The organism is Hydrogenophaga sp. PML113 (assembly GCF_001777155.1).
Lineage (GTDB): Bacteria > Pseudomonadota > Gammaproteobacteria > Burkholderiales > Burkholderiaceae_C > Hydrogenophaga > Hydrogenophaga borbori.
In genome coordinates this window covers 61,153-74,223 of the sequence record NZ_MIYM01000002.1, presented here as the reverse complement: position 1 = coordinate 74,223, position 13,071 = coordinate 61,153, and the positions used below count along the sequence as shown (strand labels likewise).

9 protein-coding genes are annotated in these 13,071 nt (G+C 71.5%); 7 read left to right on the top strand and 2 right to left on the bottom strand.

All coding sequences use genetic code 11. The features are described from left to right. Position 1: 1 nt before the first annotated feature. Both BHU06_RS03935 and clpB read left to right on the top strand, forming a co-directional pair. Positions 2 to 754, top strand: coding sequence for a GNAT family N-acetyltransferase (locus tag BHU06_RS03935; protein ID WP_070397851.1), 753 nt, complete (start codon positions 2 to 4; stop codon positions 752 to 754). A 125-nt stretch (positions 755 to 879) separates the two neighbouring features. After that, a complete protein-coding gene (gene clpB, locus BHU06_RS03930; protein WP_070397850.1) occupies positions 880 to 3,486 on the top strand; it encodes an ATP-dependent chaperone ClpB in 2,607 nt (868 codons plus the stop codon). 32 nt (positions 3,487 to 3,518) lie between these two features. Here clpB and BHU06_RS03925 read toward each other — a convergent pair whose 3' ends face one another. After that, entirely contained in the window at positions 3,519 to 3,758 is a 240-nt protein-coding gene (locus BHU06_RS03925; protein ID WP_070397849.1) for a hypothetical protein, read from the bottom strand. Positions 3,759 to 4,022: 264 nt separating this feature from the next. On the opposite strand from BHU06_RS03925, the gene BHU06_RS03920 reads away from it, so the two are divergent. From BHU06_RS03920 to BHU06_RS03900, 5 genes are all read left to right on the top strand, one after another. Next, on the top strand, positions 4,023 to 6,437 hold the full coding sequence (locus tag BHU06_RS03920) for a DUF1631 family protein (RefSeq protein WP_070397848.1): 2,415 nt from the start codon (positions 4,023 to 4,025) through the stop codon (positions 6,435 to 6,437). A 136-nt stretch (positions 6,438 to 6,573) separates the two neighbouring features. After that, positions 6,574 to 7,821, top strand: a complete 1,248-nt coding sequence (locus BHU06_RS03915) for an MFS transporter (protein ID WP_070397847.1) — start codon at positions 6,574 to 6,576, stop codon at positions 7,819 to 7,821. Next, complete coding sequence (locus BHU06_RS03910; RefSeq protein ID WP_070397846.1) at positions 7,818 to 9,524, top strand: thiamine pyrophosphate-binding protein; 1,707 nt, start codon at positions 7,818 to 7,820, stop codon at positions 9,522 to 9,524. Before BHU06_RS03915 ends, BHU06_RS03910 begins: the two co-directional genes overlap by 4 nt. Positions 9,525 to 9,639: 115 nt before the next feature. Next, the gene (locus tag BHU06_RS03905) at positions 9,640 to 10,329 is read left to right on the top strand and encodes a LuxR C-terminal-related transcriptional regulator (protein WP_070397845.1); all 690 of its coding nucleotides are present in this window, start codon (positions 9,640 to 9,642) and stop codon (positions 10,327 to 10,329) included. A 10-nt stretch (positions 10,330 to 10,339) separates the two neighbouring features. Next, entirely contained in the window at positions 10,340 to 10,990 is a 651-nt protein-coding gene (locus BHU06_RS03900) for a Crp/Fnr family transcriptional regulator (protein WP_070397844.1), read from the top strand. Positions 10,991 to 11,069: 79 nt separating this feature from the next. Here BHU06_RS03900 and BHU06_RS03895 read toward each other — a convergent pair whose 3' ends face one another. Then, entirely contained in the window at positions 11,070 to 13,010 is a 1,941-nt protein-coding gene (locus BHU06_RS03895; RefSeq protein ID WP_070397843.1) for a S8 family serine peptidase, read from the bottom strand. Positions 13,011 to 13,071 lie beyond the last annotated feature (61 nt).

Below are 13,071 nucleotides of genomic sequence, written 5' to 3'. Positions count from 1 at the left end.
CATGGACAGCGGCACCGTCGAGGCGATCGAACGCAACACGGTGCAGGCCGTGGCGCCCGAGCGGCTCGACGATGGCCTGACGGGCTGGCTGCTGCCCATGGACCGCGGCACCGTGGGGCGCGCGCAGTGCGCGGTGCCGCTGTCGCACGCGGCCCCCGATCCCGCCCTCATCGACGCCATCGCGGAGCGCTACCGCGCGCGTGGCTTTCCCGTGGCCTGGCGCCTGCCCGAATGGCCCGAGTGGGCGGCCTTCACCCAGGCTCTGGGCGAACGCGGCTTCCGGCGGACCCAGCCCACGCAGACCCACATCGCCGAGGTGGCCGAGCTGCTGCGCCGCCTGCCCGACCCGCCGCACGGCGTCGAGCTGCGCCTGGCCGATGCCCCGGACGCCGCCTGGCTCGCCATGTTCCTCGGCGAGGGCCTGGACCCGGTGGACGGCGCCAGCCGCTCGCGCGCGCTCTCGCGCGCCCAAGGCACGCGCTTCGTCAGCCTGAGCGAGGCGGGGCAGACCCTGGCCTGCGGCGCCGCCAGCGTCGGCCATGGCTGGCTGGGCGTGCACGGCATGCGCACGGCGGCGCGCCAGCGCGGGCGCGGGCTGGCGGGCATGGTGCTGCGCGCCATGGCCGGTGAGGCGCTGCGCCGCGGCATTCCACGCGTGTTCCTGCAGGTGGACGCCGGCAACGCGCCGGCGCTGGCGCTGTACCAGCGCGCGGGTTTCCAGCTGGCCTGGCCCTACGCCTACTGGCGCCGCTGAGGCTGGCGAGGCGGGCCGGCTTGACCTGGATCAAGCGCGGGCGTTGGCAGGGGGCCGGGCCGGCTTGAAAATGGCCCCATCGCCGCCATGTGCCTGGCAATCCACATTTTCGGAGCGCCCCTCCCATGCGTCTCGACAAACTCACCACCAAATTCCAGGAAGCCCTGGCCGACGCCCAGTCGCTCGCGCTGGGCAATGACCACGCCTACATCGAACCCGTGCACCTGCTGCTGGCCATGCTGCGCCAGACCGACGGGCCGGTGTCCATCCTGCAGCGCGCCGGCGTGAACGTGCCCGGCCTCGTGCAGGCGGCCGAGGCGGCCGTCAAGCGGCTGCCCCAGGTGCAGGGCCAGGAACAGGTGCAGGTCGGCCCCGAGCTGGCCAAGCTGCTCCAGGCCACCGAAAAGGACGGCATCAAGCGCGGCGACGCCTTCATCGCCAGCGAACTCTTCCTGCTCGCCGTGGCCGACGCCAAGGGCGAACTGGGCCGCATCGCCAACGAGAACGGCCTGTCGCGCAAGAGCCTGGAGGCGGCCATCGCCGCCGTGCGTGGCGGCCAACAGGTCAACAGCCCCGAGGCCGAGGGCCAGCGCGAGGCGCTCAAGAAATACACCATGGACCTGACCGAGCGCGCCCGCGCGGGCAAGCTCGACCCGGTGATCGGCCGCGACGACGAGATCCGCCGCGCCATCCAGGTGCTGCAGCGGCGCAGCAAGAACAACCCCGTGCTGATCGGCGAGCCCGGCGTGGGCAAGACCGCCATCGTCGAGGGCCTGGCCCAGCGCATCGTGGCCGGCGAGGTGCCCGACAGCCTGAAGGGCAAGCGCGTGCTCAGCCTGGACATGGCCGCTCTTCTGGCCGGCGCCAAGTACCGCGGCGAGTTCGAGGAGCGCCTCAAGAGCGTGCTGAACGAACTGGCCAAGGACGAAGGCCAGACCATCGTCTTCATCGACGAGCTGCACACCATGGTCGGTGCCGGCAAGGCCGAAGGCGCCATGGACGCGGGCAATATGCTCAAGCCCGCGCTGGCGCGCGGCGAATTGCACTGCGTGGGCGCCACCACGCTGGACGAGTACCGCAAGTACATCGAGAAGGACGCCGCGCTGGAGCGCCGCTTCCAGAAGATCCTGGTGGACGAGCCGTCGGTGGAGGCCACCATTGCCATCCTGCGCGGCCTGCAGGAAAAGTACGAGGTGCACCACGGCGTGGAGATCACCGATCCGGCCATCGTGGCCGCGGCCGAGCTGAGCCACCGCTACATCACCGACCGCTTCCTGCCCGACAAGGCCATCGACCTGATCGACGAGGCCGCGGCCAAGATCAAGATCGAGATCGACTCCAAGCCCGAGGCCATGGACCGGCTGGACCGCCGGCTCATCCAGCTGCAGATCGAGCGCGAGGCCATCAGGAAGGAAACCGACGAGGCCTCGCAGAAGCGCCTGGGCCTGATCGACGAGGAGATCGACCGGCTCAAGCGCGAGCTGGCCGACCTGGAGGAGATCTGGAAGGCCGAGAAGGCCCAGGCCCAGGGCTCGGCCCAGGTGAAGGAAGAGATCGACAAGCTGCGCCACCAGATCGAGGAGTTCACCCGCAAGGGCGACTTCAACAAGGTCGCCGAGCTGCAATACGGCAAGCTGCCTGAACTGGAAAAGCGCCTGAAGGACGCCCAGGCGGCCGAGACCGGCAAGAAGGCCGGCGGCCGCCCGCAGTTGCTGCGCACCCAGGTCGGCGCCGAAGAGATCGCCGAGGTGGTGGCGCGCGCCACCGGCATTCCGGTGAGCAAGCTCATGCAGGGCGAGCGCGACAAGCTGCTGCAGATGGAAGACCGCCTGCACCAGCGCGTGGTCGGCCAGGACGAGGCCATCAGCGCGGTGGCCAACGCCATCCGCCGCTCGCGCTCGGGCCTGTCCGACCCGAACCGGCCCACCGGCTCCTTCCTGTTCCTCGGCCCCACCGGCGTGGGCAAGACCGAGCTGTGCAAGGCGCTGGCGGGCTTCCTGTTCGACAGCGAAGACCACCTCGTGCGCATCGACATGAGCGAGTTCATGGAGAAGCACTCGGTCGCGCGCCTGATCGGTGCGCCGCCCGGCTACGTGGGCTACGAGGAGGGCGGCTACCTCACCGAAGCGGTGCGCCGCAAGCCCTACTCGGTGCTGCTGCTCGACGAGGTGGAGAAAGCCCACCCCGACGTCTTCAACGTGCTGCTGCAGGTGCTCGACGACGGTCGCCTCACCGACGGCCAGGGCCGCACCGTGGACTTCAAGAACACCGTGATCGTGATGACCAGCAACATCGGCTCGCACATGATCCAGTCCATGGTCGGCCAGCCCTACGACGAGGTGAAGGAAGCCGTGTGGGGCGAGCTCAAGGGCTACTTCCGCCCCGAGTTCCTCAACCGCATCGACGAGACCGTGGTGTTCCACGCGCTTGACGCCAAGAACATCGAGGCGATCGCCGCCATCCAGCTGCAGGCGCTGCAGGCGCGGCTGCAGAAGATGGACCTCAAGCTCGAGGTCTCGCCGGCGGCGCTGGGCGAGCTGGCCAAGGTCGGCTTCGACCCGGTGTTTGGCGCGCGCCCGCTCAAGCGCGCGATCCAGCAGCGCATTGAGAACCCGCTGTCCAAGCTGCTGCTGGAGGGCCGCTACCCGCCCAAGTCGGCCATTCCGGTCGACGTGGACCCGGTGCGCAACCCGGGCGTGTTCGAGTTCGGCGAGCCGCTGCCCATGGCCTGATGCGCCGCCGCGCGTGGCGGCGCGGCCGGCCCTCAGGCCGCCTCGTCGTCCGCGTCGGCCAGCGCCGGTGCCTGGTTGTCCAGCAGATAGCCCTGCGCGGTCAGGCGGCGGGCCAGTTCGTGCACGTCCTCGTCCAGCAGGCGCGAGAGTTCGCGCAAGCTGCGCCGGCCGTTGGCCATCAGCAGCAGGGTGTGCGCCCGGCGGTCCAGCCCGTCGGGGCGGGCCAGCGCCTCCCAGGCGCGCGGCGTCTTCGTGTAGAGATGGCCTTCCATGTTCCTGAAGCGTGCATGGGTGGCGTGACTTCACCGTGAAACCGCGCCAGGCACCCAGGCATACAAGTTCCGGGCCAGGCGCGGGCGCCCGCCTGCGGGGCCGTCCGGCAGCCCCGGGCGACCGGTTGGAGCCCCAGGGGCTACCCCTGTCCGGAAATCGGCCGATCACCACTTCGTTCACACCCCGGGCGGCTATAACCGTGACCTGCATCACGTGATGCTTTCATCACTGGTGACCGCCGCTCCCCTGGCCCCTTTGCCGACATGACCGTTCCCTCTCCCTTGCTGGAGCAGTGCTTCGAGGAAGCCGTCCGCCACGCCGCGCCCATGCTGGGGCGCTGCATCGACGTGGGCGTGTCCTCCCTGCAGGCCGAGGAGAAGGACATGCGCGAGGTGGCCGCGCGCGACCGCGCGGCGCGGTCCTGGTTCGCGCTGCTCAAGCACCGCAATGGCTGGGGCCCCAATTTCGCGCAGCGCCTGAAAGCGGCCTTTCACACCGGGTACAACGAAGGCAATACCTCCAGCCTGGCCTTGCTGTCCAACACCGAGCTGCTGGCGCTGGTGGACGACAACGCGGTGGCCGAGTCGATCGAGTCCGCCAAGCTGCTGCAGAACCTGCTGCCCGAGGTGGAGCAGGCCCTGGCCGTGCTCGACGCCCGCATGAGCTCGCTCATCGGCCTGGACACCGTGCACGCCGAGAAGAACCCGCTGCGCCCCTCGGTCTACGTGCGGGTGCTGCGCGAGATGCTGACCGCCAGCGAGAGCGACGCCGAGGTGCGCACACTCTGGATGCGCCACCTGGCCCCGGTGCTGGGCCGCGAGCTGCGCGGCCTGTACGAAAGCCTGGCGCTGATGCTGCAGCGCGCGAACGTGCAGGAGGCCAGCTACCGCGTGCGCCTGGTGGCCGATCCGCAGGCCACGCGGCCCGCGCAGCCCAAGCGCGACCTGCTCGATTTCGGCTTCACGCCCGGTGGCGTGGCCACCGAGGCCGCGCCGGCCCGGCCCGAGCCGGTCCATCCCTTCATGCCGGCCATGGGCGATCTGGCGCGCGCCCACCCCACGCTCGACCACGACGTGATGCAGCAGTTCCTGCAGCAGGGCGGCGAGGAGTACGCGCAGGCGCTGAACGAGCAGTATTTCCGCCAGCTCGATCGCGAAATGGCCGCGATGCAGGCCGAGGCCTCGTTGCCCGTGCTCGACGACGCGGTGCTGGAAGAGGAGCGCACGCGCTTTCGCGACCTGCCCGTGGTGGACCGCCCGGCGCGCGGCGTCAGCATCGGCTCCCAGCTCAAGGCCGAGGCCTGGGGCGATTTCGCCAGCGCCGTCGCGCGCACGCGCGCGCTGCTCGACCTCAAGCGCCAGGCCCGCTCGGTGGGCCAGGCCATCGGCCTGGACGTGGTGCGCAAGCTGGTCAACCAGGTGGCGCGCGACCCGCTGCTGCTGGCGCCGGTGCGCGAGGCCGTGGTGGCGCTGGAGCCCGCGCTGCTCAGCCAGGCGCTGACCGAGCCGCGCTACTTCAACGAAGACGCCCACCCCGCGCGCCGCCTCGTCGAAAGCGTGGCGCAGCGCAGCTTCCGCTACAACGACGAGTTCAGCGAGGAGTTCGAATCCTTCTTTGGGCCGGTGCGTGATGCCTTCCGCCAGCTCAACGAGCGCGCCAGCAAGGAGCCCAAGGCCTTTGGCGAGGCGCTCGACAAGCTGCGCGGCCACTGGCGCTCGCAAGACGACCGCGAACAGCAGCTGCAGAACGACCGCCTGCACGCCCTGCGCCACGCCGAAGAGCGCCAGGCCCTGGCCGACCGCACCGCCTGGGATCTGAGCCAGCGCCCCGACGTGGAGAACGCGCCGGGTTTCATTCTGGATTTCATCTACGGCAGCTGGGCCCTGGTGCTGGCTCAGGCCGAAATGGGCCTGCCCGACAGCCAGGCCGAGCTCAACGCCTACCGCAAGGCGGTCACCGACCTGCTTTGGAGCATCCGCAAGGAAGTGACCCTGCGCCGCCCGGCCGACCTGTTCCGCATCGTGCCCGGCCTCATCAAGACCCTGCACCAGGGGCTGGACGCCCTGGGCAAGTCGCGCGAGGAAACCCAGCCCTTCTTCGACGCCCTGATGCGCCTGCACGAACCCGTGCTGGGCCTGCGCCGCGCCAAGGTGCGCAGCGACTCGGGCCATTCCGACCCGATCCCGCTGGAGCCCGCCTTCGACCCCACCCGGCTCGACGAATTCGCGCCGGCCACGCCCGAGCAGCGCCTGCCCAAGGCGGCGGCGCAACCCTGGCTGGGCCAGAAGGAGCTGGCCAACGCCGGTTTCGAGGACACCCTGGCCTCCGACCTGGGCAGCCTGCACGGCGAGGGGGATTCCGACCACGCGCCGCTGGAGGAGCCGGCCATGGACGCCGAGCAGCTGCTGATGTCGCTGCGCGAAGGCACCTGGGTCGACATGTACTCGCACGGCGAGTGGCTGCGCGCCCAGCTCATCTGGGCCAGCACGCGCGGCACCCTGTTCATGTTCACCAGCCGCGGCGGCCGGGCGCACTCCATGACCAAGCGCGTCTGCGTGCGCCTCATCCGCAACCGCTGGCTGCGTCCGGTGGAGGCCCGTCCGGTGGTGCAGACGGCGCTGGACACGGTGCTGGCCTCGGGCGCGCCGCCGGTGCTCGAGCCGGTCAGCGTGCAATAAGGGCCCACCTCTGCCGCCGCCCGGCGTGCCCCTCAAGGGGCGGCGCCAGCGGCCCGACCAAGCCGGTGGCGCGGCACCTCCCGGCGAAAGCCCGTGGGCGCCCGGGTCGGGTGCCGCCTGGGTACCATCTCGGCCCATGACTTCCGCTGCCACCGCGCTGGGCACGCTGCCGCCCGCGAACCCCGTTCCCCTCAGGCAAGACGCCGCCGTCATCGGGCTGGTCGGCCTGGCGCACGGCACCTCCCACTTCTCCCACATGCTGCTGGCGCCGCTGTTCCCCGTGTTCATCCGCGACTTCGGCCTGGGCTTCGCCGACGTGGGCTTGCTCATGACGGTGTTCTTCATCATCTCTGGCGTGGGCCAGGCGCTGTCGGGCTTCCTGGTCGACCGCGTGGGCGCCCGCCCGGTGCTGTTCGCCGCCATCGGCTGCTTCCTGCTGGCCTCGCTGGTGGCCTCGCAGGCCACGGGCTACTGGGGCCTGATGGCCACGGCCGTGCTCGCGGGCCTGGGCAACGCGCCGTTCCACCCCTGTGACTTCACCATCCTCAACCAGCGCGTGTCCACCGCCCGCCTGGGCCATGCCTTCAGCGTGCACGGCGTGACGGGCAGCCTGGGCTGGGCGCTGGCGCCGGTTTTCCTGGTCGGCATCACCAGCCTGAGCGACTGGCGCACGGCCTACTACTCGGCTGCCCTGCTGTACACGGGCGTGCTGGCGCTGCTCTGGTGGCAGCGGGACAAGCTGCGCACCGAGGTGGTGGTGCGCACCCCCGCGGCGCACGCCGCCGGCCCCCACGACCTGGCCTTCCTGAAGCTGCCCGTGGTGTGGTGGTGCTTCGCCTTCTTCCTGCTCTCCACCATGACCCTGGCCGTGGTGCAGAGCTTCGTGCCCTCCATCCTGCAGGCGCTGTACGGCACCTCGATGGAGGCGGCCACGCTGACCGTCAGCGCCTACATGCTGTGCTCGGCCTTCGGCATGTTCGTCGGCGGCTTCGTCACCGTCTATGGCCAGCGGCACCAGATTTCCAGCGACACGGTGCTGGCCTGGGGCATGGGCCTGGGCGCGCTGCTGATGCTGCTGTGCGCCACCGGCTGGTTCGGCGAGTTCGGCACCATGGCCGTGCTGGCCATCACCGGCTTCGCGCTCGGCGTGGCCGGGCCCAGCCGCGACATGCTCATCAAACGTGCCACGCCCAAGGGCGCCACCGGCCGGGTGTACGGCACGGTCTACTCGGGCCTGGACGTGGGCTTTGCGCTCGCGCCGCTGGTGTTCGGTGTGCTCATGGACCACGGCTGGTACGCGGCCACGCTGGCCGGCGGCGCGGTGGTGCTGGCCCTGTCCGCCTACGCCGCGCTGGGCGTGGGCAAGCGGGTGGCCACCGCATGAGCGCGGCCACCCGGCTCGCGGGCCACCTGCTGGTCGAATGCCTGATCGAGCAAGGCGTGACGCACGCCTTCGGCGTGCCGGGCGAGAGCTTCCTGGCCGTGCTCGACGGTTTTCACGCGCACGCGGAGCGCATCCGCTTCGTCACCAATCGGCAGGAGGGCGGTGCCGCCTTCATGGCCGAAGCCCAGGGCAAGCTCACGGGCCGGCCCGGCGTCTGCTTCGTCACGCGCGGGCCGGGCGCCACCAACGCCTCCATCGGCGTGCACACCGCCTTCCAGGACAGCACGCCGATGGTGCTGTTCGTGGGCGACGTGGCCAGCGACGCGCGCGACCGCGAGGCCTTCCAGGAGGTGGACTTCGCCGCCTTCTTCGGCCCGTCCACCAAGGGCATGGCCAAGCGCGTGGAGCGCATCGACGACGCCCGCCGCATTCCCGAGTACGTGGCGCGCGCCTTCGCCACCGCCATGAACGGCCGCCCCGGCCCGGTGGTGCTGGTGCTGCCCGAGGACATGCTCACGCAGCGCGTGGACAGCGTGCCGCTGCCGCGCGTGGAGCCGGTGCAGGCCTGGAGCGACCCGGGCGCGCTGCGCGAGCTGCGCACGCTGCTGCTGGCGGCCGAGCGGCCCCTCGTCATCGCCGGCGGCGGTGGCTGGACGCCGCAGAGCGCCGCCGCCCTGCAGCGCTTCGCCGAGGCCTGGCGCTTGCCCGTGGCCAACGCCTTCCGCTTCCAGGACACCTTCGACAACCACCACCCGCAGTACGCGGGCGACGTGGGCCTGGGCATCAACCCCGCGCTGGCGCGCCGCGTGCGCGAGAGCGACCTGCTCATCGCCCTGGGCCCGCGCCTGGGCGAAAGCACCACCGGCGGCTACACGCTGATCGAGGCGCCGCTGCCCCGGCAGCGGCTGGTGCACATCCATGCCAGCGCCGAAGAGCTGAACCGGGTGTACCAGCCCGCGCTGGCCATTCAGGCCAGCATGAACGCCGCCGCGCGCAGCCTGGAGGTGCTGAGCCCGCCGCCCAGCCTGCCCTGGTCCGCCTGGACCGAGGCCTGCCACGCCGACTACCTGGCCAACGTCGACCCCGCCAACGGCGGCGTGCAACTGCCCGGGCCGATCGACATGCCGGCCATCGTGCACACGCTGCAGCGCCTGCTGCCGGCCGACGCGGTGCTCACCAACGGCGCGGGCAACTTCGCCAGCTGGCTGCACCGCTTCTACCGCTACCCGGGCCTGGCGCGTGGCCACAAGACGCAACTGGCGCCCACCAACGGCGCCATGGGCTATGGCGTACCGGCCGGCATCGCGGCGTCCCTCCTCACCGGGCGCACCGCCTTCACCATCGCGGGCGACGGCGACTTCCTCATGAACGGGCAGGAGCTGGCCACCGCCGTGCAGCACGGCGCGCGCAGCATCGTGCTGCTGCTGGACAACGGCAGCTACGGCACCATCCGCATGCACCAGGAGCGCGAGTACCCGGCGCGGGTGAGCGGCTCGAACCTGAACAACCCCGATTTCGCGGCCCTGGCGCGCGCCTATGGCTACGCCAGCGAGCGCGTGGAGCGCACCGCCGACGTCGAACCGGCGTTGCGGCGCGCGCTCGCGCACCCTGGCGGAACGCTCATCGTGGTGCCGTTGTCGCCCGAGGTGATCACCACCCGGGGCACGCTGAGCGCCATCCGCGACGCCGCGCTCAAGCGCTGATCCGCTCCCGCCGGCGGGGGGGCGGAATGTGAATGGATCACAGGTTTCGGCCCCACCACGGCACAGCTTTCGGCGCCGGCGAATGGAACACTTCCAGTCATACGGAGGTATTCATATGCGACAGGCAACGGAAACGGTTTGGGGCAACAGCACGCAGTACGCCACGGGCGAGGCCCGGGCGCTGAGCCAGGCGCACCTGCTGAGGGTGTTCGACGAGGTGGACTACGGCATGCTGCTGCTCGACCCGCAAGGGCGCATCCTCCACGCCAACCACCTGGCGCGCCACGAACTGGCGCAGCGGCGCGTGCTGCGCGCCTGCAGCGGCAGCCTCATGGGCAGCAGCGCCGAGCACAGCGAGCGCATCCAGCAGGCGCTGGACGCGGCCAGCCGGGGCCAGCGCCGCCTGCTGCTGATGCGCGAAGGCGAGCGCGACCTGTCCATGGCCTTCACGCCGCTGTCGCACCCGCTGGAAGACGACTCGCCCACCGTGCTGGTGCTGCTGTCGCGCCAGAGCGCCAGCGACAACCTGGCCGTGCGCATGTTTGCCCGCGCCCTGAGCCTGAGCCCCACCGAAGAGGTGGTGATGCTGGCCCTGTGCCGCGGCCTGGACGTGCAGGAAATCGCCGCCGAGAACGGTGTGGCCATCTCCACCGTGCGCAGCCAGGTCAAGACCCTGCGCGAGAAGGCCGGCGCCAGCAGCGTGCGCCGGCTGCTGCAGCGCGTGAACAGCCTGCCCCCCGTGGTGCCTGCCTTGCGCATCATCACGCCGGTCGCGCACAATCCGGCGGGTTACTCCCACCCCTAGACCCCACCGGATGCCCCCCGCCAGCGCTTCGACACTCTCTTCGCAGAACACGCAGCACATCGAAGCACTGGCCGCGCAAGGCATCCAACGCCGCTACCGGCGCGGCGCCCTGCTGATTCAGGAAGGCGAAACCGGGGACACCCTCTATATCGTGCTGCAGGGCCGCCTGCGCGCCTATGTGGCCGACGCCTCCGGCCGCGAACTCACCCTGGGCTTGTACGGCCCCCTGGAATACGTGGGCGAGATGTCGCTCGACGGCGGCCCGCGCTCGGCCAACGTGGAAGCGGCCGAGGCCAGCACCTGCTCGGTCATCACGCGCGAGCGCCTGCTGGCCTACATCGCCGAGCACCCGGAATTCGCCTTCGAGCTCATGGCGCGCCTGATCCGGCGCGCCCGCCTGGCCACCGAAAGCGCGCGCAGCGTGGCGCTGATCGACGTCTACGGCCGTCTGGTGAAGCTGCTCAACGGCTGGGCGTTGGCGCCGCAGGACGACGGCGCGCGCCCGCTGCGCGAGCGGCTGACACACCAGCAGATCGCCCAGCACCTGGCCTGCTCGCGCGAGATGGTGAGCCGGCTGCTGAAGGACCTGGAGAACGGCGGCTACGTCGCCGTGCGCGAGCGGCGCCTCTGGTTGCTGAAGAACCTGCCGGCGCGCTGGTGAGCCGGCAGGGGGCATGGGCCCCCCGCCGCGCCGCCGCGCGGGCCACGGCCCCCGAGGCCGCGGCCCGGCGGGGTCGGTCTCAACCCAGGTCGTTGAGCAGGCGGCGCGCTTCCTTCGGGGCCGACGAGCTGGTCCCTGCCAGCCGCACCGTGCTCCCGCTCAGGCTGCCCACGCCGCGCACGCCCCACAGGGCGGTGTTGCTGTCGCAGGCCGCCAGGGTTTCCGGTGTGATCTTCACACCGGGGCGCTGCGGCCGGGCGGGGCCGGGGTCGGGCCGCTGCGGCGAGTAGCGCGCGAAGCGCGCGAGTTCCTGAGGCCCGCTGTCGGCCACGCGCGTGCCCCCCACGCTGATGGTGCGCTGCCCGGTGGACAGGCTGTTGAACACGCCGCTGCGGCGGATGGCCGTGGGGTTGCCCGGCTGGTCGACCCAGCCATTCAGGTTGCCCAGGGTGTCGTAGTGCCGGTCTTCCAGGTACGACTGTCGCGCGCCGGTGCTCACGCCCAGGGCCACGTCGTCGCGCTCCACGTAGGCGTCGAACACCACGGGGGTGCGCCCCCGGTTGCGCAGGGTCACGTTCCACACGCCGCAGGGCGCGAGCGGGTGCTCAGGGTCGTGGCTGGCCGTGCATTCCAACGCCAGCAGGGCGCAGGTGCCCCGGCCCAGCGCGCTGCTCGACGGGTAGATCAGCGACCAGGTGGGCAGGCCCTGCGCATTCGCCCACATGCCCGACTGGCCCTGCGTGAGCGTGACCGTCTGGTCGGGGCGGTCCGGCGGCGCGACCGTCAGGCTCACGCCCCCGGCGCCGTCGGGCAGCCAGATCTCCAGGAAGCTCTGCGTGTGGTCGTCGGGCTGCACGCGCCAGTGCAGCGCCTGCGATTCGCCGGGCGCCAGCGCGGCGTTGGCGTGCGTGCGGCTCTGGTAGCCGTTGCCCCCAGGCAGGGTGATGCGCAGGCGCCCGCCGAGCTTGTCCACCAGCTCGTCCATGGCCGCTTCGAGCAGCGAGCTGCCGTCGTGCGGCCCGGCCAGGGTGCCCCAGCTGACGTTGACCACGATGTCCGCGTCGGCCGCGCAGCGCGAGACGATGTAGAGCAGGCCGTCGAGCACGCTCACGTTCATCGCGCCGCCCGAGGTATCGAGCACGTTGGCCCAGTCGAGCTGCACGGCGACGATGGCGCTGCGGCTGGCGGCGTCGTTGAGGCCGGGGTCGAGCGGTCCGCCGGGCGCGGTGGCCAGGCCGGTGACGTGCGTGCCGTGGTTGACGGGGCGCGCCAGGTCCCAGAGCTGGAAGTACCGGTACACCGCGTCCTCGTCCACCTGGCCGTCGCGCGTGTACTCCGCCATCACGCGGTCGATGGTCTCGCGGTCGAGCTCGTGGCCGTAGCCCAGGTCGGGCGGCCGGGGGCCGGCGCGGCGCGGGTCCAGCGGCACGCGGCGGTTGTCGGGCGAGCCGGGCCAGCGGCCGCCATAGAAGTTGTCCTGCCGCCAGAAGTGGCGCACGCGCGTGCGGCCCCGGTGATCGAGGAAGGCCGCGTTGGCGATGGCCAGGCCGCCGTCGATGACGCCCAGCACCGGCCCGCGCACGCGCTGGCGCGGCGGTTGCGGGCGGCAATGGGGGGTGCAGAACTCGGTCAGGCCCAAGGGAAGCTGTTCGACCGGCAGGCCCAGCTCGAAGCGCTCGATGAGCGCGCGCAGCGCCGGGTCGTGGCGCCAGTGGCGGAAGAACTCGCGCGAGACGCGCGCGCTGCAGTGGCGCAGGCCCGGCACCAGCAGGTAAGCCAGGGGCACGCGCAGCCAGCGGGTGGCGGTGGCGTTCACCAGCTGGCGCACGTCAACGCCTTCGTGCAGGCCGATGACGATGGGCAGCCACTTGAGTTTTTCCGGCTCGCGGCCATGGACGTGGTAGCCCATGAAACCGTCGGCCTCGGCCCAGGCCAGGTAGGGGTCCATGCCATCGATGGCGCCAGGGGCGGACCAATCGATTCCGGTGAACTCGCCCTTGGGCAGGGGCTTCCAGCTCATGGCAGCGCCTCCGCGCCAGGCGCTGCGGCGCGAGGAGCGCCTTCGGGCGGCCGTGCGGCGC

Bases quoted from the DNA above. Each gene is read 5' to 3' on its own strand.
- BHU06_RS03935 (WP_070397851.1), top strand. From the start codon at position 2: ATGGACAGCGGCACCGTCGAGGCGATCGAACGCAACACGGTGCAGGCC.
- clpB (WP_070397850.1), top strand. From the start codon at position 880: ATGCGTCTCGACAAACTCACCACCAAATTCCAGGAAGCCCTGGCCGAC.
- BHU06_RS03925 (WP_070397849.1), bottom strand. From the start codon at position 3,758: ATGGAAGGCCATCTCTACACGAAGACGCCGCGCGCCTGGGAGGCGCTG.
- BHU06_RS03920 (WP_070397848.1), top strand. From the start codon at position 4,023: ATGACCGTTCCCTCTCCCTTGCTGGAGCAGTGCTTCGAGGAAGCCGTC.
- BHU06_RS03915 (WP_070397847.1), top strand. From the start codon at position 6,574: ATGACTTCCGCTGCCACCGCGCTGGGCACGCTGCCGCCCGCGAACCCC.
- BHU06_RS03910 (WP_070397846.1), top strand. From the start codon at position 7,818: ATGAGCGCGGCCACCCGGCTCGCGGGCCACCTGCTGGTCGAATGCCTG.
- BHU06_RS03905 (WP_070397845.1), top strand. From the start codon at position 9,640: ATGCGACAGGCAACGGAAACGGTTTGGGGCAACAGCACGCAGTACGCC.
- BHU06_RS03900 (WP_070397844.1), top strand. From the start codon at position 10,340: ATGCCCCCCGCCAGCGCTTCGACACTCTCTTCGCAGAACACGCAGCAC.
- BHU06_RS03895 (WP_070397843.1), bottom strand. From the start codon at position 13,010: ATGAGCTGGAAGCCCCTGCCCAAGGGCGAGTTCACCGGAATCGATTGG.